The following is a 19,681-nucleotide window of genomic DNA, read 5'->3' as shown; positions in this document are numbered from 1 at the left end:
CGGAACTCATCGAGGCGACGAGCTGGGCCGCCAGCTCGCTCCACGTGACGTTGCGGTGTTCGAGGCCGTCTTGGGAGCTCGACGGCCTCCTCCCGGCTGCATCGGTGGCGGCCCGTGAGGATCCCTACCGCATGGTCGGTCTCCGTGCGGGACGCCGACGCGGCCCGGCCCCGGCATCGCTCGTCCGGGAGCGCTGCCGGGGCCGGCCCGGTCGGCGCGCGAGGACAGGGGCCGGGCGTGCCGACGCGGGTGGGTGGGTCAGCGGGCGTCGAGACGCCGTGCGAGCAGGTCCTTGGCGAGTTCCGCACCCTTCGTGCTGTCGCTCTGCGCCTTGCCGAACAGGTCGGCGAGCTCGGTGTCGCCGGCCTCCTCCGCGTCGGTGCGGTAGGTCTCCAGACGCAGGGCGTTGGACAGGCACTGCTCCGCGAACCAGATCAGGTCGTAGTTCTTGTCCTTCGTCCCGGTGATCCGTCCACCGTCGTCGGCGTGGTTCATCATCGTCCCTCTCTCCGGTCGTTCGTCGATGGTCGTGCGGCACCGTCGTCAGGACGGCGTCGGCACGTCCCATCCCATGCCCCGTCGTCACGACGGTCAACCGGGCGCGGCGCCCCTGCAGGCAGGAGGCCTGGACCGATCGGACGGCCCGGCGCGGCCCGCGCTGAGTAGGGTCGAGCTCATTAGGGTCGCGCCCATGAGGCAGGTGAGACAGGACAGCGGTGCGGAGACGAGCGGTGCGCGGCGACGCGCACGGAGGGCACGAGGAGACGGAGACGCGGGCATGACCATTCCCCGACGGCCCACGGCGCTGCTGCTCGTCGCGGCGGCGACGGTCCTCCTGGGCGGCTGCCAGGGCGATTTCCCCGCGGATCCCCAGCGCACCCTCGACCGGGCCCGGGACGGTGTGCTCCGGGTGGGTGTCAGCGAGAACCGGCCCTGGACCGACGTGGCCCCGGACGGCACCGTCGGCGGCTCCGAGGTCGAGCTGCTCACCGACTACGCCGAGACTATCGACGCCGAGGTCGAGTGGGTGCCGGCAGGGGAGAACACCCTGGCGGCGATGATGCGGGAGGGACAGCTCGACGTGGTCGTCGGCGGGCTCGCCTCCGACGTCCCCTGGACCTCCGAGATCGCCACGACGCGCCCCTACACCACGACCACGGGGCCCGACGGCGCCGAGGTGAAGATCGTCGTCGGCGTGCAGCCGGGGGAGAACGCGCTGATGATCGACATCGAGCGATTCCTCGCCGAGCGCGAGGGCGAGCTGTGAACGGCTCCGAGGGCGAGGGCGGCGAGGAGGCGACGGGGTCGGGCCACGACGCCTTCGGCGAGGAGCAGCGCGAGACGCTGCGCCGGGCCCGACGCCTCGAGTGGATCACTCTGGCCTGGATGGCGGCGACCGTCGCGCTGGTCGCGCTCGTCGCGGGGCAGTCCCAGGCGATGCGGGCCGCCTGGGCGGAGGACATGCTCTCGCTGCTGCCCCCGATCGCCTTCCTCGTCGCGGCGCGACGGATCCGCAAGAGGCCCGACCGCCACCACCCCTATGGCTTCCACCGTTCGATCGGGGTCGCCCACCTGGTCGCCGCGATCGCGCTGCTCACGATGGGCGGCTATCTCGCGATCGACTCGGTGATGACCCTGGTGACCGTCGAAAGGCCGCCGATCGGACTGACCGTCCTCTTCGGCCACGCGATCTGGTCCGGCTGGCTGATGGTCGCCGTGATGGTGGTGACCAGCATCGGCCCGGTGTTCCTGGGGTACAAGAAGCTCGCGCTCTCCGAGACGCTGCACGACAAGGTGCTGTTCGCCGATGCCGACATGAGCAAGGCAGACTGGTCCACCGCGGTCGCCACCATCGCCGGTGTGATCGGGGTGGGGCTCGGGCTCTGGTGGGCGGATGCGACCGCCGCGCTGCTGGTGTCCCTCTCGATCCTGCATGACGGGGTGAAGAACCTTCGCAGCTCTATCGGCGGGCTCACCGACGCCGAGGCGCGGACCTTCGACGACTCCGCACCGCATCCGCTGACGCGCCGGATCGAGGAGCGGGCGGAGGAGGAGTCCTGGGTGGGGGAGGCCTCGGCCCGGGTCCGCGACGAGGGGCACGTCTTCCATGCCGAGGTGTTCGTGGTCCCCGCCGCGGGGACCGAGCCGAGCCTCGACCGGATCGCCGCGCTGCGCGACCGGATCGAGGAGCTCGACTGGAAGGTGCACGACGTCGTCATCGCCCCCGTTCCCGAGCTGCCGCCGACGCAGACCTTTCGGTCGACACTGCGGACGGGGACCGACGGCGCCCCTAGCGTGGAACCACACCCCCGAGATCACCACCGGAAGGCGGGACCATGAGAGCAGTGACCTGGCAGGGCACCGAGCACGTGAGCGTCGAGACCGTGCCCGACCCGATCCTCCAGCAGCCCACCGACGCGATCGTCCGCATCACCTCCACCGCGATCTGCGGCTCCGACCTCCACCTGTACTCGGTCCTCGGACCGTTCATGACACCCGGCGACGTGATCGGGCACGAGCCGATGGGGATCGTCGAGGAGGTCGGCTCCGAGGTGACCGGGGTGCGCCCCGGGGACCGGGTCGTCGTCCCCTTCACGATCTCCTGCGGGCACTGCGCCATGTGCGGGCAGGGGCTCCCCTCCCAGTGCGAGACCACCCAGGTGACCGAGCGCGGCACGGGAGCCGCGCTGCTGGGCTACTCGAAGCTCTACGGCCAGGTCCCCGGCGGTCAGGCCGAGCACCTCCGGGTGCCGCACGCCGACTACGGTCTGATGAAGGTCGGCACCGAGCTGCCCGACGACAACTACCTCTTCCTCAGCGACATCCTCCCCACCGCGTGGCAGGCCGTGCAGTACGCCGGTGTCCCGGCGCACCGCACCCTCGCGGTGATCGGCCTGGGACCTGTCGGCCAGCTGTCGGCCCGGATCGGGCGCCACCTGGGGGCGCGCGTGTTCGGCATCGATCCCGTCCCCGAGCGCCGGGCCATGGCCGAGCGTCACGGCATCGAGGTGCTGGACCTGAACGAGGACGCCGTGGGCGAGATCCGCGAGCGCACCCAGGGGCGCGGGCCCGACGCCGTCGTCGACGCCGTGGGCATGGAGGCCGAGGGCAGCCCGGTCGCCGGTCTCGCCCAGACCCTCGCCGGCAAGCTTCCCGACGCGGTCGCGCAGCCGCTCATGGAGCGCGCCGGGGTGGACCGGCTCGCCGCCCTGCACACCGCCATCGACCTCGTGCGCCGCGGAGGGACCGTCTCCCTCTCGGGCGTCTACGGCGGCGCGGCCAGCCCCATGCCGCTGCTGACGATGTTCGACAAGCAGCTCCAGCTGCGCATGGGCCAGTGCAACGTGCGGGTCTGGACCGACGCGCTGCTGCCGCTGGTCGAGGACCCCGCGGATCCCCTGGGCGTCGGCGACCTGGTCACCCACCGGCTTCCTCTGGAGGAGGCGGCCGTGGGCTACGACCTCTTCCAGCGCAAGCACGACGGCTGCATCAAGGTCGTCCTCGACCCGACGATCGCCTCCGCCCCGACGATCCCCTGAACCGCTCCCGTCGCACCGCCGCGAACACCCGCCACCTCTACCGAGGAGAACCCATGGCCGACCAGCTCACCTTCACGAACCCCGTCACGCGCTTCCCCGAGATCACCCCGCCGAAGCAGGACCAGCCCGAGCCCGGACTGGACGCCGAGCTGATCCCCGGCACCGACCGCGGCGAGGAGTCCTACCGCGGCACCGGCCGCCTCGAGGGCCGCCGCGCGCTGATCACCGGCGCCGACTCCGGCATCGGCGCAGCGGTCGCGATCGCCTTCGCCCGCGAGGGCGCCGACGTCGCCCTGAACTACCTCCCCCAGGAGGAGCGGGACGCGCAGCGCATCGCCGAGGTGATCCGGGAGGCCGGCCGCACCGCCGTGCTGCTGCCCGGCGATCTCGCCGATCCCGAGTTCTGCCGCCGGCTCGTCGAGGACGCGGTGGAAGGGCTCGGCGGTCTCGACGCCCTCGTGAACAATGCGGGTCGTCAGATCGCGGTCGAGTCCCTCGAGGAGATCGACGACCAGCAGTGGGAGGACACGTATGCGGTCAACATCCACGCGATGTTCCGCATCACCAAGGCGGCGCTGAAGCACCTCCCCGCCGGCTCCACGATCGTGAACACGACCTCGGTCCAGGCCTATGAACCCTCGCCCACGCTCGTGGACTACGCCTCCACCAAGGCGGCGATCAACACCTTCACCAAGGGGCTCGCCCAGCAGCTCGCTCCGCGCGGCATCCGCGTCAACGCGGTCGCGCCGGGCCCGATCTGGACCCCGCTCCAGGTCTCCGACGGACAGCCCAAGGAGGCGCTGCCGGAGTTCGGCAAGAGCACGCCGCTGGGCCGCGCCGGCCAGCCCACCGAGCTCGCGCCGGCCTACGTCTTCCTCACCTCCTCCGAGTCCAGCTACGTGCTCGGGGAGACCCTCGCCGTGACGGGAGGGAGCCCGACCCCGTGAGCGCGGACCGCACGACGCGCACCGCGGAACAGGGAACGACGCTGCGCACCGCGTTGCTGCTCGTCGACCTGCAGGAGGCCTTCTTCGAGGCTCCCGGCCTCGCCGTCGCCCGCGCCGACGTCCTCGCCGCGGTGGGGGCGCTCGCGGACGGAGCCCGCGAGGCCGGGGCCCCGATCCTGCTGGTCACGACCGAGCACAGTCGCGATCGCTCCACCTGGACGCTGAGCATGCTCGACGACGACCACGGCTACCTGTTCCACGGTGATCCGAGCACCGCTGTGGTGCACGAGCTGGACACCTCCGGGATGACCGGCGTCGAGAAGACCCGCGACAGCGCCTGGTTCGGCACCGACCTCGCCCTGAGGCTCCGGAACCTGGGAGTGGACCGGGTGCTGATCGCCGGCGTCTCGACCCATGCCTGCATCGCCCAGACCGCCCGGGACGCCTATGCCCACAACGTCCGCGCCGCGGTGGGCGAGGATGCGGTCGCCGACGAGCGGACCGAGCACATGCGCACGGTCCTCGCCCTCCTGGTCGGCGATCGGCAGGCCGAGCTCGTGACGCTCGAGGATGCCCTCTCACGTCTGCGGTCCTGAGCGTCGCGCGGCACGCTCTCAGGAGGCGCGGTGGGCCTGGCGATCCGGATCGGGGTCCCCGTGGCCGGGGCTCGGGGCGCCGTCGTCAGGCCGCAGCCGGACAGGCAGACGTTGTCCCGTGCTCGGCGAACATCTCCGACGCGCCGTCGAGGATCCCCTCCCGATGTCCTCGGGGCGTTGTGCGCACGTTGTCGCCGTGAGACGGCTCAGCGGCGGCTCCATGCATCGGTGTGCTCCTCGTCCCTCGCGGTGCGTCGGTCAGAGGCGGTATGTCGCGTCCGCTCCGTCCGAGCGTGTGATCGGCGCCACGTCGTCACCAGGCGATGCCCGGCTCCGCCGACCCCGAAGCCGTCCTGTCAGGAGCGCACGAGCCGGGCGATCGCGGCAGAGGCCTCCTTGAGCTTCTCCTCGCCCTCGGGGCCGCCGGAGCGGGCCGCATCCAGGACGCAGTGCTGCAAATGGTCGTCCAGCAGGCCCATCGCCACGCCGTCCAGCGCGCTCTTCAGCGCGGAGATCTGCGTGAGGATGTCGATGCAGTACTTCTCCTCGTCGACCATCCGGTGCAGACCCCGGGCCTGGCCCTCGATCCGCTTCAGCCGCGCGAGATAGCGGGACTTGTCGGAGATGTAGCCATGATGGTGCTCGTGGCCCTCGGCGGCACCGGCCTCCGCGGCGCCCGTCACGGGAGCCTCCGCCTCGGCGGTGCCGTCGACGGCGGCCATGGGATCGATGGTGGTCATGGGGTCCTCCTGGGGCGGGCGGTCGGGGAGAGCGGAGCGGGCGGTCAGGCCGCGACCTTCTGACGGTTCTCGGGCGCGGCGGAGGCCGACGCCTGCGGGTTCTCCAGCGCACGGCTGCGGAAGGACCGCAGGCGCAGGCTGTTGCCGACCACGAACACGCTGGAGAACGCCATCGCGGCCCCGGCGAGCATCGGGTTCAGCAGGCCCAGCGCCGCCAGCGGGATGGCCGCGACGTTGTACGCGAAGGCCCAGAACAGGTTGCCCTTGATGGTGGAGAGGGTACGACGGGACAGGCGGATCGCGTCGGCGGCGGAGCGCAGGTCGCCGCGCACCAGGGTGATGTCCCCGGCCTCGATCGCGACGTCGGTCCCGGTGCCCATCGCGAGGCCGAGGTCGGCCTGGGCGAGCGCCGGGGCGTCGTTCACGCCGTCGCCGACCATCGCGACGATCCTGCCCTGCTCCTGGAGCCGGGTGACCTCGGCGATCTTGTCCTCGGGCATGACCTCGGCGATGACCTCGTCGATCCCGACCTCGGCCGCGATGTGCTCGGCGACGGCGCGGTTGTCGCCGGTGAGCAGCACGGGGGTGAGGCCGAGGCCCTTCAGCTGGGTGATGGCCTCGGCACTGGAGGGCTTGACGGTGTCGGCGACGACGAGCACGCCGCGCGCCTCGCCGCCCCAGACCACGACCACGGCGGTCTCGCCGCGGGCCTCCGCGGACGCCTTCGCGGCGGCGAGCTCGGCGGGCATCGCGACGCCGTCCAACAGGTTCTCCCGCCCGACGAGGACCCGGGCGCCCTCGACGGTGCCGCGCACTCCGCGACCGGCGAGGTTCTCGAAGTCGGTCACCTCGGGCAGGGTGCCGTCGGCCCCCGCCGCCCCCCGGGCGGCAGCGCCCTGCGCGATGGCCTGGGCGATCGGGTGCTCGGAGGCGTTCTCGACGGCGCCGGCGCGGCGCAGCAGCTCTGCCGGGTCGGTGCCGGGGGCGGCGACCGCCTCGGTGAGGGTCATCCTCCCGGTGGTGACGGTGCCGGTCTTGTCCAGCAGCACGGTGTCGACGCGGCGGGTGGACTCGAGCACCTCGGGCCCCTTGAGCAGGATGCCCATCTGGGCGCCGCGGCCGGTGCCGACCAGCAGGGCGGTGGGGGTGGCGAGGCCGAGCGCGCAGGGGCAGGCGATGATCAGCACCGCGACGGCCGCGGTGAAGGCGGCCTCGGCGCCGTTCCCGGTCAGCAGCCAGGCGGCGAGGACGGCGATCGCGATGACGAAGACGATCGGCACGAAGATGCCCGAGACCCTGTCGGCGAGGCGCTGGATCTCGGCCTTGCCGGACTGGGCGTCCTCCACCATCTGCGCCATGCGGGCGAGCTGGGTGTCGGCGCCGACGCGGGTCGCGCGGACCACGAGGCGGCCGCCGGCGTTGACGGTCGCGCCGGTGACGGCGTCGCCCTCGCCCACCTCGACGGGCACGGACTCGCCGGTGAGCATCGAGGCGTCCACGGCGGAGCTGCCCTGCTCGACGACGCCGTCGGTGGCGATCTTCTCGCCGGGTCGGACCACGAAGAGGTCTCCCTCGGCGAGCTCGCCGACGGGCACGCGCACCTCGGCGCCGTCCTTCAGCACGGCGACGTCCTTCGCGCCCATGTCCAGCAGGGCGCGCAGCGCGGCGCCGGCCTGGCGCTTCGAGCGCTTCTCGAGATAGCGGCCCAGCAGGATGAACATGGTCACGCCCGCGGCGACCTCGAGGTAGATGTTCGCCGCGCCGTCGGTCCGGCCGATCGTCAGCGAGAACTCATGGGTCATCCCCGGCATCCCCGCGCTGCCGAGGAACAGGGCGTACAGCGACCAGAGATAGGCGGCGGTCACGCCGACGGAGATGAGCGTGTCCATGGTCGTGGCGCCGTGGCGGAGGTTGATCGCGGCGGCGCGGTGGAAGGGCCAGGCCGCCCACACCACGACGGGGGAGGTGAGCGTCAGGACGAGCCACTGCCAGTTCGTGAACTGCAGCGCCGGCACCATCGACAGCACGATCACCGGGATCGTGAGGAGCGCCGCGCCGATCAGGCGCTGGCGCAGGGAGCGCAGCTCGGGATCCTCCGACTCCTCGGCGTCCTCCCCCTCGGAGCGCTCCTTCGGCGGGGCGGGGAGGGCGGCGGTGTAGCCGGCCTTCTCGACCGTGGTCACGAGCTGCTGGGGGTCGTAGCCTTCCGGCGCCATGACCCGCGCCTTCTCGGTCGCGTAGTTCACCGACGCGCTGATGCCGTCGAGCTTGTTGAGCTTGCGCTCGATGCGGTTCGCGCACGAGGCGCAGGTCATGCCGCCGATCTCGAGCTCGATGCCGACGTCGAGCGGCCGCGGGGCCTCTCTGGTGCTCATCCTGGGGCTTCTTCCTCGCGGGCTGCGACCGCGTCGTATGAGGGGCTGGGGCGGGTCCGCGGCGGCCGGTGGGGACCGGCCGCCGCGGGACGGGAGGGCCGCGCAGGGCGACGTCTCTGCCGCGGGGCGACCCTCGGAGGTCTCAGGCGCGGACGGCGGAGTAGCCAGCCTCCTCGACGGCGGCGAGCACGGCGGCCTCGTCGACCGCGGCGTCGGAGCCGACGCGGAGCAGGCCGGTCTCGTGGCTGACCTCGACGCCGGTGACGCCGGGGACCTCGCCGACCTCCTCGCGGACGGACATCTCGCAGTGGCCGCAGGTCATGCCGGTGACCTGGAAGTCGATCGTGGTCGCGCTCATGGAACTCTCCTCGTGATGATCCGGGTATACCCTCAAGGGGTATCGAACTGTCTCCATTTATACCCCCAAGGGGTATGTGAGTTCAAGGTCCCTGCGGGGGAACGGGGTGTCGTCCGTCACCCCGGGGTGCTTCGATGGGGCCATGAGCATCGATGCCGTCGCCCACATCCGCGAGGAGACCGAGCGGTCCGTCGCCGCCCTCACCTCCGTCGACCCCGAGCAGAGCGTTCCCACCTGCCCCGACTGGACCGCCGACGACCTGCTGTGGCACCTCGCCGAGGTCCACGAGTTCTGGGCGGCGATCCTCGAGTCCGGGGCGACCGCCGAGGAGCAGGTCATGGCGATCGAGGAGGGCAAGGACGCGCGGCCCGCCGAGCGCGACGCCCTCCTCGCCCGCCGCGCGAGTGCGACCGAGGCGCTGCTGTCCCAGCTCGTCGCCCGCGCCGACGACGAGCCCGCCTGGTTCTGGTACTCCGCCGTCCAGGGCGTGGGGATCACCCGCCGCATGCAGACCCACGAGGCGACGATCCATCGCGTCGACGCCGAGCTCACAGCCGGCCGCTCCGTCACCCCGATCCCGCGGCAGGTCGCGGCCGACGGGCTCGCCCATGTGCTCGAGGTGATGTGGCCCGCCGGCTTCGAGTGGATCCCCGGCTGGGCCGAGACGCGTCCCGTCGCCGTCGTCGAGATCGTGCCCGAGGGCGGCACCGCCCGGATGCTGGAGATCAGCCGCTGGAGCGGGACCCGTCCCCGTGACGGGAAGGAGTTCGACGCCCCCGTCGGTCGCCTCCTGCCCGACGGACAGGCTCCCGGCGACCTGCCGCGGGCCCGCGCCGCCGGCACCGCGCAGGCGCTGGACCTGTGGGCCTGGGGGCGCGAGCAGGCCCTCGCGCACCTGGAGGGCGAGGAGCAGCGCGTGGCCGTCCAGGGCGACTCCGCCGGCATCGCCCAGCTCGACTCGCTCATCGCCGAGGGGCACGACTGACCTCTCGATCTCGTGGTGCGCCGGCGCCGGCCGTCGGCCGCGCAGGGCCCGCGCGCAGGTGCGGAGCACCCCCGCCCTGCCGCGCGGCGACGGCGCTCAGCCCCGCGGCACCAGCACCACCGGGACATGTGCCCAGCCGCCCACCGGCGCGATCTCCCGCTCGCCGGGCGTCTCGCCGGGGCGCACGTCCGCCGCGGAGAGCAGCGCCTTCAGCAGCGTGAGCAGCTCGAGCGTCGCGAGGGGACGGCCCGGGCAGACGTGGGGACCGGCGCCGTAGACCAGGTTCCGCTCCGCGTTCCCCGCGGGGTCCAGCGCCTCCGGATCTGGGAAGACCCGACCGTCACGGTTGGCCGAGGTCCAGTGCACCAGCACCCGCTCGCCCGCACCGATCTCGCGACCGGCGAGGGGCACGGGGCAGGTGGCGACCCGTCGAGTGGAGACGAAGGGGTCGTCGATGCGCAGCAGCTCGTCGATGATCGCGGTCGCCTCCTCGTCCGAGCCGTCCCGCACCCGATCCGCGAGAGCGGGGGCATGGGCGAGGGCATGGAGCAGCACCCCGGTGCACAGCGCGATCGAGCCGAGGTCCCCGCCGGTCCAGTTGCGCAGGATCGAGACGATCTCCTCCTCGTGCAGCGCCCGCTCCGTCGAGCCCGGCACCTCGGGATCCGGCAGCGGCACCCGCAGTCGCAGCAGCGCGGTGGTCGGATCCTCCGGCGCGTCCTGCTCGGCGGCCCGACGCGGTGCGAGCACCGAGCGGATGATCGCGTCGAAGCGCTCGGCGACCTCGCGGGTCCGCTCCAGCTCTCCCGAGCGCGAGGCCTCGTGGTTGTCGGACATCCACTGCAGCAGCTCGGGCTCGAGCATGGCGGGCCAGCCCAGCCACGTGGTCTGCCCGCGCACCGCGAACACCGCGCCGAGCGCCGCGACCGCGTCGATCTCCGTGCCGGCCGCTCCCACCCCGTCCAGCAGCTCCTCCACGAGGCCGCCGGCGACCTCGCGCAGCACGGGGGCGAGGCGGGCCATCTCCTCGGGACCGAAGAACGGATCGGTCGCCGCGCGCATCGCGGCGTGCTCGGCGCCGTCGAGGCCGTTCGGCACCTGGAGGAAGCGCGAGACCCCGGAGGAGAAGCTCTCCGCGTCCTCGACGACCGCGAGCGCCTCGGCGTGGCCGAGCACCACCCAGGTCCCGTCGGGCGTGCGCGCCAGCGGCGAGCGCTCGCGCAGCTCGTCGGTCGCGGAGCGGGGTTCGAGTCCGGTGGGGTCGAGGATCGGCAGGCTCATGGCCTCATCCTAGGGAGCCCTCCAGGTGCCCCGCCGGGACCTCCTTCCTGCGCAGCCGGGCCTCCGCCAGGTGCACGAGCGCCGCGAACAGGAGGAAGGCGAGCAGCACCACGCCGGTCGTCGCCAGCACCTGCGGCCAGGACGAGGCGGTCGGGTCGAGGAAGGCGTAGGGGTACCAGCCGGTCACGCCCCCGCGCAGCCAGGTCGCGACGAGATACACGATCGGATACGTCAGCCAGCCCAGGACCCGCCGGGCCGACGGGGTGCGGCGCCGCGGGGTCAGGAGCCAGTCCAGCAGCGCCGCGACCGGGGCGAGACGGTGGAGCACGATCCCCGTCCAGCCGATGTCCCAGCGCAGCAGCTCGTCCAGCGGCGCGACCAGCAGCGCGTAGATGATCCCGGTCATCACGAGGTAGAACGTGGCCGCGCCGCGCAGGTCGTCCCACCACGGCGGTCGCCGTCGCCGGGACAGCGCAGTCCCGGCCAGCAGCAGGAGGGCGAAGGCGAGGTTGGACTGGTTCGTGAAGAAGGAGAGGTGCTGGGCGAGGGAGCCGTCCCGGATCGCGGTGAGGGTGCTGGTGAGCAGGGCCGCCAGGACGAGGATCGCGACGGCGACCCGTGTGCCGTGGGCCGCGCGGACGGCGGTCGCCGAGCGGCCCGACGGCGTCGGCGGCGGCATCGCCGATGAGGACATCGCCGATGGCTCCGTCGCCGAGGACTCCGACGCGGATGATTCCGATGTCGACGGCATCGCCGTGGGTGCTGCCGACGCGGCCTGCGGGGGAGAGGGGCGAGGGGCGGGGGAGGAGCGCGGCTCCTGGGCGCCGCTCATGAGCCGCGCGGCCAGGAGTCCCGCACCGGGGCGCCTCCCTCGACGACGTGCTCTCTCGCACCGGGCAGGGAGGTCCAGGCGTCGCGGGGACGGTAGCCGAGCTCGAGATGGGTGTTCGTCATCGACCAGCGTCGGTCGGGGTTGTCGGAGATGGCGTAGTACAGCCCGAAGCGGACCTCCGCCTCGATCGCGCACCGCACCACCTCGGTGCAGTCCCTGGGGCTGAGCCACATGGCGCGCAGGATCTCCTCCTCCGCCTCGAGCGGGTCCTCGCTGAACCAGCCGATGCGGAGGCAGATCACGTCCAGGCCGTGCTCGTCGTGGTAGAAGCGGCCGAGGGTCTCGCCGAAGACCTTCGAGACCCCGTACAGGGAGTCCGCCCGCGGCGGCTGATCGGGGTAGACAGGCCACAGCTCGTGGCGGTCGTACATCCCGAAGGCATGGTTCGAGGAGGCCAGCACCACGCGCCGCACGCCGGCCCGGTGCGCCGTCTCGAGCACGTTGCGCACGCCGACGATGTTGGCCTCGAGCACCGCCTCCCAGCTCGACTCCGGCGAGGAGGCCCCGGCCATGTGCACGACGGTGTCGACGCCGTCCATGAGCGCCGTCACCTCCGCGAGGTCCGCGAGGTCGGCGAGGCGCAGCTCCCGCCCCGGCGGCGCCTCATCCGGATCGCGCCCGTGGAGGACGAGCTCGTAGGCCTCCGCCAGCGTGCGGGCCAGATGGGAGCCGATCCCTCCGGTCGCTCCGGTGATCAGGACTCGTCGTCGAACGGTGTTCCTCGTCATGCCCCCAGTATGGGCCTCGTGGTCCCGGTCACGCGGGCGCGAGGCGAGGATGCTCCGCCGTCCGAGCCGCCTCCAGGAGTGCCTCCGCCACCTGCCCTGTCGCGGAGTTCTGCTCGGCGCCGGGGCGCTGCACGAGCAGCATCGTCGTGGTGCGCGGGCGCTCGGGCTCCTCGAGCTGCACGAGCGAACCCGCGGCGAGGTCCGCCGCGCACAGCGAGCGCGGCAGCACCGAGTAGCCGGCCCCTGCCCGCACCGCGGCGATCACTGCGTGCAGGGACGGCACCGTCAGCGCCGGGCCCACCGCCGGATGCTGCTTGCCGTAGTGGGTGCGCCAGTACCGGCGCACCACGGGCATGTCGTCGGCCGTGGAGACCAGCGGGACCGCCTCGAGCGCCGCGCAGACCGGCACGCCCTCCCCGCGCGCCTGGACGCGTCCGGCCCAGGCCGGGGCGGCGACCAGCAGATGCTCCTCCTCCGCGAGCTTCGTGACCGAGAGTGCCCGGCCGCGCGGCCGCTGGGCGGTGATCAGCAGGTCGTGCCGGCCCTCCCGCAGCTGCTCGAGCAGCTCCTCGTCCTCCCCGGTCGCCATGTACACGCGCACCCCGCCCGCCACCAGCGGTGCGAGCGCGGGCAGCACGTGCGAGCACAGCAGCTCAGGGGGCCCTGCCAGGTGCACCGGGGCGGTGCGCCCGTCGAGCTCGCAGTTCCCGCCCGCGACCACGTCGAGATCGTCCAGCGGCCCGGAGATCCGCTCGGCGAGCTCCCGGGCGAAAGCTGTGGGCTCCACCCCGCGCGGCAGGCGCTGGAAGAGCTGGCGCCCCAGCTGCTCCTCGAGACTGCGAATCTGCGCCGTGACAGTGGGCTGGGTGAGCCCGAGCGCGGGGGCCGCCGCGGTGAAGGAGCCCGCCCGATGCACGGTGAGGAAGGTGCGCAGCAGGTTGAGGTCCTGGACGGGGGCGAGAGTGGAGGTCGTCACAGCGCCGAGGATAGCCGCGCCGATGACCTCACGACATAGGAGGAGGGATACCTCCCATAGGTCCCGCTATTGGCGTGCGCATGTCGGGCCGCACTAGCGTCGCGGACGTCGCCGCGCTCGGCGCCCCGCACGGAGCGTCGCCGGCCCGACCGACCCCGACCCACGGAGGCCCCTCCATGTCCCAGCACCTGCTCGCCCCGATCACCCTGCGCGACCTCACCGTCCGCAACCGCATCTGGGTGCCGCCCATGTGCCAGTACTCCGTCGCCGCCGGCGACGGCGCCGCCACCGACTACCACCTCATGCACTACGGCTCCTTCGCCCGCGGTGGCGCCGGCGCCGTGATCCTCGAGGCCACCGGCGTGGTCCCCGAGGGGCGCATCTCCCCGCAGGACCTCGGCCTGTGGGACGACGCCCAGCGCGAGGCGCTGCGCCCGATCGTGGACCTGATCCACTCCTTCGGCGCGGCGGCCGGGATCCAGCTCGCCCACGCCGGGCGCAAGGCCTCCACGGAGCCCGAGTGGGGCACCCCGCACCCCGGCGCCTCCATCGCAGGTGCCGACGGCGGCTGGGAGACCGTGGCCCCCTCCGCGATCGCCTACGACCAGCTCACGGAGCCCACCGCCCTGGACGAGGCGGGGATCGACGAGATCGTCGAGGCCTTCGCCGCCTCCGCCGTGCGCGCCGTCGAGGCGGGCTTCGACATGATCGAGATCCACGCCGCCCACGGCTACCTGCTGCACGAGTTCCTCTCGCCGCTGAGCAACCATCGCACCGACTCCTACGGAGGCGAGCTCGCCGGCCGCGCGCGCCTCCTGCTGCGCGTCGTGGACGCGGTGCGCGGAGCGGTCCCCGTCGGGATGCCGGTGCTGGTGCGCATCTCGGCGACCGAGTGGGTCGAGGGCGGCTTCGGCCTCGACGAGGCGACCCAGGTCGTCACCTGGCTCGGCGAGCACGACGTGGACATGGTCGACGTCTCCTCCGGCGGCAACGCCGTGCTGCCCGAGGGGGCGGAGATCCCCGTCGGCCCCGGCTACCAGACGCCGCTGGCCGCGCACCTGCGCGAGCACACGGAGGTGCCGGTCTCCGCGGTCGGCATGCTCGATACGCCCTTCCAGGCCGAGCACGTCCTCGCCACCGGGCAGGCCGACGCGGTGCGCGTGGGCCGCGCCTTCCTGCGCGAGCCGAACTGGGGCCTGGACGCCGCCCTCGCCCTGCGCGGCGACGGCGAGATCATCCCGCCGCAGTACCGTCGCGCCTTCCGCCAGGCGATGCGCCGCGGCTGAGTCGGCTCAGCCGGCCGCGTCGCCGTTCGTCGGCGGCGCGGCCGGGCCGGGCCTGCCGGGGAACAGGCCGCTGCCCCCGCCGGGCGCGGCCTGCGGGCGGATCTCGCTGCGCAGCCGCTCCATGCGCTGATCGAGCTCGTGGGCGACCCGGGCCGCGTCGTCGAGCTCGGCGCGCAGCGCGGGCGGCAGGTTCTTCTCGTACTTGTAGGAGAGCTTGTGCTCGGTGCTGGCCCAGAAGTCCATCGCGATCGTGCGGATCTGCAGCTCGACGGGCACCTGCTCCACATGGGTGGAGAGATAGACCGGCACCTGCACGATCAGGTGCAGGGAGCGGTAGCCGTTGGGCTTGGGGGAGGCGATGTAGTCCTTGACGGTGAGCACTTCGAGATCGCCCTGAGCGGCGAGGATGTCCGCGATCCAGTAGGCGTCGGCGACGAAGCTCGTGGTGATGCGGATGCCGGCGATGTCGTGGATCCGCTCGCGGATCGCGCGCACCGTCATCTCGCCCTCGGTGCGCAGCGCCTTCTCCATCAGCGACTCCACCGACTTCAGCCGGGTGCGCACGTGCTCGATGGGGGAGTAGTCGTGCATCTGCTCGAACTCCTTGCGGAGGATCTCCACCTTCGTCAGCACCTCGTCGATGCCGAACTGGTAGTGCATCCGCAGCGCGATGAACTCCTCGTACACCTGCCGCAGCCCCGCGGTGATCTCCTCCTGCTCCGCCGGGGTGGGCATGCGGCCCTCGGCGCGCGCGGTGACCAGCTCGCGGACCCTGCGCTCGGCGGGGTCCTGCGGTGACGGTGCTGCGTCCATGCGTCGACTCTCCTCGCGGATGCGGGTGCGGAGAGCCAATCCTGCCAGGGAGCCCTGGGTGTGACGTGGACGCGCGCCGCCGACGGACGCGACAGGCCCCGGGGGCCGGGCCGGCGTCCGAGCCGACGAGCCGGCGCCCGTCAGGCTCTGGGCTCAGGCTCGCCGCTCCCGCTCCCGCCACCACGCGGCGGTCTCCACCAGGGAGTTGAAGGTGAACACGTGCGGGGCGATCAGGCCCGGCGCCGGCGCGGCCTCGAGCGCATCAGCCGCCGGCGGCGGCCTCCACGGCGAGCGCCGCGACATCGGCCTTCGGCTGGTCCTTGGCCGGGTCGATGAACGGCTTCGGCGCCACGACCGCGCCCACCGGCGGGACGGTCGAAGCGCCGCACCCCAGCAGAGGCCTACGCCGCGACATCGAAAGCCCACCCCGCCCCGCACTCGAAGCCTGGCGGGTACACGATCCGCACCGACCGCGTCGATCAGGACGGCAAAGTCTCCCTCCGTCACCCCGGAACGATGCGCCATCTCGGCATCGGCCGCGCCCACGAAGGACGACCCGTCCGACTACTCATCGACCACGACGACGTCCTCGGCACCGGCACCGTCCTCGCCGAGTTCACCATCGACCACACCCGCGGCTACCAGCCAAAGAAGCAGGGCCCCGGAGAAAACCGGGGCCCTGCTTCGTGAACGATGTCCCGAGGCATCTGCGAACGATGTCCCGAGACTTCACATGGGGTGGACGACGGGACTTGAACCCGCGACCACCGCGACCACAACGCGGTGCTCTACCAACTGAGCTACGCCCACCATGTGCGACCTGACGGCCTGCAACGAGAGTTAAGCATACCTGCTCCTCGGGGTGGTTTCCTCACGTGAGCGGATGCCAGCGGTGTGAGACGCATTGCATCGGCCTCCGGGCTCGTGCTGGGCCCACGTTGTCCTGTCGCGGTCGGCGGGGAGACACTGACCCCATGATCGTCGCCTTCTCCGTCCAGCCCACCGGCACGCCCTCCGACCCGGCCCTCGCCCGCGACCTCGAGGAAGGGGCCGACGCCGCGAGCGTGCACGACGCCGTCGCCGCCGCGGTGCGGGTCGTGCGCGACTCCGGCCTGCCCACCCGCACCTCCTCGATGTTCACCGAGATCGAGGGGGAGTGGGGAGAGGTCATGGAGGTCGTGCGGCGCGCGACCGAGGAGGCGGGCCGCTACGGCTCGCGCGTCTCGCTCGTGCTCAAGGCCGACATCCGCCCCGGCCACGACGGCGAGCTCGACGGGAAGGTCGAGCGCATGGAGGCCGCCGTCGAGCGGCTCGAGCGGAGCTGAACCCCGAGTCCTTCATCAGCGCGGCCCGAGCCGCCCCGGACATGACGACGCCGCCGGTGCAGCACCGGCGGCGTCGTCATGTCACGGGCGGGGACACCTGCTCAGAGGTCGCCGTCCAGCAGCCCGTCGCGCAGCGCGGCCGACAGCGCGGGTGCGACCGGCAGGCGCGGGATCAGCACGCACTGCAGCGCGTGGTAGATGTCGGGCTTGCCCGGCCAGGTCACGCCCTGCGGCTCGTTCTCGGCGTCGAGCTCGTGGAACCACGAGCCCTCCTCGGGATCGAGCAGGTAGGTGGAGATGTACTCCCACCACTGCTCGTAGCGCTCGGCCCAGACGCGCTCCCCGGTCACCCGGTGCATCACGGCGGCCGCGGCGACGGCCTCCGCCGCCACCCAGTGCATCCGCTCGGAGGAGACGGGCGTGCCGTCCCAGTCCACGGTGTAGACCCAGCCGGGCTTCCCATCGGCGCCGAAGGCCGCGGCGGACTTCTCCATCAGGGCGGTCGCGGCCTCGAGCATCCACTCCGGCGCCTCGCCGTCCAGCGCGATCAGCGAGGCGCGGGCCTGGAGCACCAGGCGGGACCACTCGATCCAGTGCCCGATCGTCGCGCCGTAGGGGCGGAACGGGTGGGCGGGCTCGTCGCGGTTGTAGTCCAGCAGCGGCGACCACTCCACGTCGAAGTGCTCGGGCAGCGCCCAGTCGTTGGCGCGCGCGAACTCGTCGATCGCCCGGGTCGCGATGCCGACGGCGCGGTCCAGCCAGCGCCGCTGCCCGGTCACGTCGGCGGCGGCCAGCAGCGCCTCGACCGTGTGCATGTTCGCGTTGATCCCGCGGTACTCCTCGCACTCGGAGAAGCTGCAGTCGAAGGTGTCCACGCTCATCCCGGAGCGCTCGTCGAAGAACTTCGTATCGAGCACCGCGAGCGCCTCATCCAGCAGCTGCTTCGCACCGGGCCGGCCGGCGGCGGTCGCGGAGGAGGCGGCGAGGACCACGAAGGCGTGGGCGTAGGCCTGCTTGGAGTCGTCCACGGTGCGGCCGCCCTCGACCGAGGCGAACCAGCCGCCGTGCTCGTCGTCGTGGAAGACGCCGCGCAGAGAGGCGATGCCGTGGTCGGCGAAGCGGCCGAAGTCCGGGCGGCCCAGCAGGTGGCCGAGCGCGAAGGCGTGCGTCATCCGGCAGGTGATCCACAGCTCGGAGGGGCGCGAGAGGTCCGGGGCGCCGGTCTCGTCCAGCCAGGCGAAGCCGCCGTCCTCCCGCACCGATTCGGAGCCGAAGACGAGCAGCTCGTCGGCCTCGCCCTCGAGCCAGCTGCGGTGCGAGGCGCGGTCCAGCCAGGGCACGTGCGGGGCAGGCGCGGGCAGCGCCGCGGCCTGTGCGGACCCGGCGGCCTCGCGCAGCTCGAAGCGGCGCGCGGCTTCCTGGGCCTGGGCGGTGGTGGGGCCGGGCTCGGGGACCAGCAGCACCTCGCGGTAGTACTTCAGCTCCTGGATCGACTCGCGGATGTCGGCGAGCGCGCGGTGGCCGCCGTGCTTGGCGGGGATGTTGTAGTACACCCGTGGGAACCAGCGCTTGGCCAGCTCCTTCAGGCTCGAGACGTCGATGGTGCGATAGGAGAGCCAGCCGGCGAACTCGGGCACGTCGCGGTCCAGGAACACGCGGTCGGTGCCGACGCTGTTGCCCGCCAGCGGCGCCTTCCCCGGCTCGGGGCAGTGCTCCTTGACGTAGGCGAGGCACTGCGCCTCCGCCTCGGCGAGGGTCATGCCGCCGTCGAGCTCCTCGAGCAGGCCGGAGACGGTGTGCATGTTCACCACGAAGGGATCCATGCCCTGCAGCGCCTCGGCCGGGGGCCTGATCACGACGTCCACGCCGTCCCCGAGGATGTTCAGATCGGCGTCGGTCACGAGGACGGCGATCTCGACCAGCGCATCACGCTGCTTGTCGAGCCCGGTCATCTCGCAGTCGACCCAGATGATGCGGTCGTTGATGGCACGAGTGGAGCTGGAGGTCACCGGACAACAGTAGCGCGAGGCCCCTCGCACTCGGGCGGGCCCGGCCGAGGGCGCCCGCGCGGGCTAGGGTGCGGCTCGACGACGACCGCACGTTACTCTGTGGTCATCAGGTGTCGACGACGAGCCGAGACGTGCCCCGGGAGGGAGCCGCCATGAACATGTACCTCCGCATGCTGCTGTTCTTCCTGAGGGTGCGCGGGAAGTCCCCGCTCGGCATCTGGGACACCTCCCATGCGAGCTTCCGCGTGAACCTCGCCGATCTCGACGTGCAGCGCCACATGAACAACGGCCGCTACCTCTCGATCATGGACCTCGGCCGCATGGACCTCATGCTCCGCTCCGGCTTCTGGACGAGGATCACCGACGCCGGCTGGTACCCGGTGGTGGCCGGACAGACCATCACCTACCGCAGGTCCCTCACCCTCGGGCAGAAGTTCGACCTCGCCACCCGCGTGATCGGGTACGACGAGCGCTGGATCTACATGGAGCAGGTGTTCCGCCGCGGCGACACCGTCATCGCCGACGCGATCGTCCGCGCCCGCTTCCTGCGCAGCTCCGGCGGGTCGGTCGACGTGCAGGAGGCGCTGGACCTGGTCGGGCAGCCGCCCGCGGACCTCATGCTGCCGGACTGGGTGGAGACCTGGAACCGCGAGTCCTCCGCGCACAGCCGGGCGCTGGCGGACCAAAACCGCGGCCGCTGAGTCCCCGTCGGTCCGACGCGGCGGTCTGCAGGGACGACGGACTGTGACGGGAGGGTGTGACCGACGATGCTCGAGGGAAGATCTCTCGCGCTCCCGGGAGCTGCCCGATAGCCCGCTCGCCCCGGCCCGG

General features: G+C 72.5%; 20 protein-coding genes and 1 tRNA gene. 10 read left to right on the top strand and 11 right to left on the bottom strand.

What is annotated here, in order from left to right; translation table 11 throughout:
* Positions 1 to 258: 258 nt before the first annotated feature.
* Positions 259 to 498 (bottom strand): hypothetical protein, encoded by a 240-nt coding sequence (locus L3K22_RS04480; RefSeq protein WP_263310339.1) that lies wholly within the window; start codon positions 496 to 498, stop codon positions 259 to 261.
* Positions 499 to 778: 280 nt separating this feature from the next.
* Between L3K22_RS04480 and L3K22_RS04475 the strand changes: the two genes are divergently transcribed.
* The 5 genes from L3K22_RS04475 to L3K22_RS04455 are packed head-to-tail and all read left to right on the top strand — an operon-like array spanning position 779 to position 5,082.
* Positions 779 to 1,267 (top strand): transporter substrate-binding domain-containing protein, encoded by a 489-nt coding sequence (locus L3K22_RS04475; RefSeq protein ID WP_263310338.1) that lies wholly within the window; start codon positions 779 to 781, stop codon positions 1,265 to 1,267.
* A complete protein-coding gene (locus L3K22_RS04470) occupies positions 1,264 to 2,340 on the top strand; it encodes a cation diffusion facilitator family transporter (protein WP_263310337.1) in 1,077 nt (358 codons plus the stop codon). Before L3K22_RS04475 ends, L3K22_RS04470 begins: the two co-directional genes overlap by 4 nt.
* The gene (locus L3K22_RS04465) at positions 2,337 to 3,539 is read left to right on the top strand and encodes an alcohol dehydrogenase catalytic domain-containing protein (protein ID WP_263310336.1); all 1,203 of its coding nucleotides are present in this window, start codon (positions 2,337 to 2,339) and stop codon (positions 3,537 to 3,539) included. Before L3K22_RS04470 ends, L3K22_RS04465 begins: the two co-directional genes overlap by 4 nt.
* Before the next feature lie 53 nt (positions 3,540 to 3,592).
* A complete protein-coding gene (locus L3K22_RS04460) occupies positions 3,593 to 4,486 on the top strand; it encodes an SDR family oxidoreductase (protein WP_263310335.1) in 894 nt (297 codons plus the stop codon).
* Positions 4,483 to 5,082: a cysteine hydrolase family protein gene (locus L3K22_RS04455; RefSeq protein WP_263310334.1), complete on the top strand. Its 600-nt coding sequence runs from the start codon at positions 4,483 to 4,485 to the stop codon at positions 5,080 to 5,082. Before L3K22_RS04460 ends, L3K22_RS04455 begins: the two co-directional genes overlap by 4 nt.
* 356 nt (positions 5,083 to 5,438) lie before the next feature.
* Here L3K22_RS04455 and L3K22_RS04450 read toward each other — a convergent pair whose 3' ends face one another.
* The 3 genes from L3K22_RS04450 to L3K22_RS04440 all read right to left on the bottom strand — a co-directional run bounded on the left by L3K22_RS04450 (position 5,439) and on the right by L3K22_RS04440 (position 8,555).
* The gene (locus tag L3K22_RS04450) at positions 5,439 to 5,822 is read right to left on the bottom strand and encodes a metal-sensitive transcriptional regulator (RefSeq protein ID WP_263310333.1); all 384 of its coding nucleotides are present in this window, start codon (positions 5,820 to 5,822) and stop codon (positions 5,439 to 5,441) included.
* Positions 5,823 to 5,866: 44 nt separating this feature from the next.
* A complete protein-coding gene (locus tag L3K22_RS04445; protein WP_263310332.1) occupies positions 5,867 to 8,197 on the bottom strand; it encodes a heavy metal translocating P-type ATPase in 2,331 nt (776 codons plus the stop codon).
* 142 nt (positions 8,198 to 8,339) lie between these two features.
* On the bottom strand, positions 8,340 to 8,555 hold the full coding sequence (locus L3K22_RS04440) for a heavy-metal-associated domain-containing protein (protein WP_010549713.1): 216 nt from the start codon (positions 8,553 to 8,555) through the stop codon (positions 8,340 to 8,342).
* A gap of 142 nt (positions 8,556 to 8,697) precedes the next feature.
* Here L3K22_RS04440 and L3K22_RS04435 point away from each other — a divergent pair, with 142 nt between their 5' ends.
* Positions 8,698 to 9,540: a maleylpyruvate isomerase family mycothiol-dependent enzyme gene (locus L3K22_RS04435; RefSeq protein WP_263310331.1), complete on the top strand. Its 843-nt coding sequence runs from the start codon at positions 8,698 to 8,700 to the stop codon at positions 9,538 to 9,540.
* Positions 9,541 to 9,636: 96 nt separating this feature from the next.
* Here L3K22_RS04435 and L3K22_RS04430 read toward each other — a convergent pair whose 3' ends face one another.
* From L3K22_RS04430 to L3K22_RS04415, 4 genes are all read right to left on the bottom strand, one after another.
* On the bottom strand, positions 9,637 to 10,821 hold the full coding sequence (locus tag L3K22_RS04430; RefSeq protein ID WP_263310330.1) for a cytochrome P450: 1,185 nt from the start codon (positions 10,819 to 10,821) through the stop codon (positions 9,637 to 9,639).
* Between the two features lie 4 nt (positions 10,822 to 10,825).
* Positions 10,826 to 11,515 carry a Pr6Pr family membrane protein gene (locus L3K22_RS04425; RefSeq protein WP_263310329.1) on the bottom strand — a complete coding sequence of 230 codons (690 nt, stop codon included), beginning with the start codon at positions 11,513 to 11,515 and terminating at the stop codon, positions 10,826 to 10,828.
* 134 nt (positions 11,516 to 11,649) lie between these two features.
* Entirely contained in the window at positions 11,650 to 12,441 is a 792-nt protein-coding gene (locus L3K22_RS04420) for an NAD-dependent epimerase/dehydratase family protein (protein WP_263310328.1), read from the bottom strand.
* Between the two features lie 28 nt (positions 12,442 to 12,469).
* Positions 12,470 to 13,417 (bottom strand): LysR family transcriptional regulator, encoded by a 948-nt coding sequence (locus L3K22_RS04415; protein ID WP_263310327.1) that lies wholly within the window; start codon positions 13,415 to 13,417, stop codon positions 12,470 to 12,472.
* A 176-nt stretch (positions 13,418 to 13,593) separates the two neighbouring features.
* On the opposite strand from L3K22_RS04415, the gene L3K22_RS04410 reads away from it, so the two are divergent.
* Positions 13,594 to 14,703, top strand: coding sequence for an NADH:flavin oxidoreductase/NADH oxidase (locus L3K22_RS04410; protein ID WP_263310326.1), 1,110 nt, complete (start codon positions 13,594 to 13,596; stop codon positions 14,701 to 14,703).
* A gap of 6 nt (positions 14,704 to 14,709) precedes the next feature.
* Here L3K22_RS04410 and L3K22_RS04405 read toward each other — a convergent pair whose 3' ends face one another.
* On the bottom strand, positions 14,710 to 15,516 hold the full coding sequence (locus L3K22_RS04405; protein ID WP_263310325.1) for a GTP pyrophosphokinase: 807 nt from the start codon (positions 15,514 to 15,516) through the stop codon (positions 14,710 to 14,712).
* Positions 15,517 to 16,032: 516 nt separating this feature from the next.
* Here L3K22_RS04405 and L3K22_RS04400 point away from each other — a divergent pair.
* On the top strand, positions 16,033 to 16,206 hold the full coding sequence (locus tag L3K22_RS04400; RefSeq protein ID WP_263310324.1) for a hypothetical protein: 174 nt from the start codon (positions 16,033 to 16,035) through the stop codon (positions 16,204 to 16,206).
* A 44-nt stretch (positions 16,207 to 16,250) separates the two neighbouring features.
* Here the strand turns inward: L3K22_RS04400 and L3K22_RS04395 are convergent.
* Positions 16,251 to 16,326, bottom strand: a tRNA-His gene (locus tag L3K22_RS04395).
* A 164-nt stretch (positions 16,327 to 16,490) separates the two neighbouring features.
* On the opposite strand from L3K22_RS04395, the gene L3K22_RS04390 reads away from it, so the two are divergent.
* Positions 16,491 to 16,841, top strand: a complete 351-nt coding sequence (locus tag L3K22_RS04390) for a thiamine-binding protein (RefSeq protein WP_053918099.1) — start codon at positions 16,491 to 16,493, stop codon at positions 16,839 to 16,841.
* Between the two features lie 101 nt (positions 16,842 to 16,942).
* On the opposite strand, the gene orn is transcribed toward L3K22_RS04390, so the two are convergent.
* Positions 16,943 to 18,850, bottom strand: coding sequence for an oligoribonuclease (orn, locus tag L3K22_RS04385; protein ID WP_263310323.1), 1,908 nt, complete (start codon positions 18,848 to 18,850; stop codon positions 16,943 to 16,945).
* Between the two features lie 152 nt (positions 18,851 to 19,002).
* On the opposite strand from orn, the gene L3K22_RS04380 reads away from it, so the two are divergent.
* Positions 19,003 to 19,551 carry an acyl-CoA thioesterase gene (locus L3K22_RS04380; protein ID WP_263310322.1) on the top strand — a complete coding sequence of 183 codons (549 nt, stop codon included), beginning with the start codon at positions 19,003 to 19,005 and terminating at the stop codon, positions 19,549 to 19,551.
* Positions 19,552 to 19,681 lie beyond the last annotated feature (130 nt).

Source organism: Brachybacterium atlanticum, assembly GCF_025669985.1.
GTDB classification, from domain to species: domain Bacteria; phylum Actinomycetota; class Actinomycetes; order Actinomycetales; family Dermabacteraceae; genus Brachybacterium; species Brachybacterium conglomeratum.
The sequence above is the reverse complement of the archived record's forward strand: the minus strand, read 5'-3'. Positions and strand labels throughout refer to the sequence as shown.

Bases quoted from the DNA above. Each gene is read 5' to 3' on its own strand.
- L3K22_RS04480 (WP_263310339.1), bottom strand. From the start codon at position 498: ATGATGAACCACGCCGACGACGGTGGACGGATCACCGGGACGAAGGAC.
- L3K22_RS04475 (WP_263310338.1), top strand. From the start codon at position 779: ATGACCATTCCCCGACGGCCCACGGCGCTGCTGCTCGTCGCGGCGGCG.
- L3K22_RS04465 (WP_263310336.1), top strand. From the start codon at position 2,337: ATGAGAGCAGTGACCTGGCAGGGCACCGAGCACGTGAGCGTCGAGACC.
- L3K22_RS04460 (WP_263310335.1), top strand. From the start codon at position 3,593: ATGGCCGACCAGCTCACCTTCACGAACCCCGTCACGCGCTTCCCCGAG.
- L3K22_RS04450 (WP_263310333.1), bottom strand. From the start codon at position 5,822: ATGACCACCATCGATCCCATGGCCGCCGTCGACGGCACCGCCGAGGCG.
- L3K22_RS04445 (WP_263310332.1), bottom strand. From the start codon at position 8,197: ATGAGCACCAGAGAGGCCCCGCGGCCGCTCGACGTCGGCATCGAGCTC.
- L3K22_RS04440 (WP_010549713.1), bottom strand. From the start codon at position 8,555: ATGAGCGCGACCACGATCGACTTCCAGGTCACCGGCATGACCTGCGGC.
- L3K22_RS04435 (WP_263310331.1), top strand. From the start codon at position 8,698: ATGAGCATCGATGCCGTCGCCCACATCCGCGAGGAGACCGAGCGGTCC.
- L3K22_RS04430 (WP_263310330.1), bottom strand. From the start codon at position 10,821: ATGAGCCTGCCGATCCTCGACCCCACCGGACTCGAACCCCGCTCCGCG.
- L3K22_RS04425 (WP_263310329.1), bottom strand. From the start codon at position 11,515: ATGTCCTCATCGGCGATGCCGCCGCCGACGCCGTCGGGCCGCTCGGCG.
- L3K22_RS04420 (WP_263310328.1), bottom strand. From the start codon at position 12,441: ATGACGAGGAACACCGTTCGACGACGAGTCCTGATCACCGGAGCGACC.
- L3K22_RS04410 (WP_263310326.1), top strand. From the start codon at position 13,594: ATGTCCCAGCACCTGCTCGCCCCGATCACCCTGCGCGACCTCACCGTC.
- L3K22_RS04405 (WP_263310325.1), bottom strand. From the start codon at position 15,516: ATGGACGCAGCACCGTCACCGCAGGACCCCGCCGAGCGCAGGGTCCGC.
- L3K22_RS04400 (WP_263310324.1), top strand. From the start codon at position 16,033: ATGCGCCATCTCGGCATCGGCCGCGCCCACGAAGGACGACCCGTCCGA.
- L3K22_RS04390 (WP_053918099.1), top strand. From the start codon at position 16,491: ATGATCGTCGCCTTCTCCGTCCAGCCCACCGGCACGCCCTCCGACCCG.
- L3K22_RS04380 (WP_263310322.1), top strand. From the start codon at position 19,003: ATGAACATGTACCTCCGCATGCTGCTGTTCTTCCTGAGGGTGCGCGGG.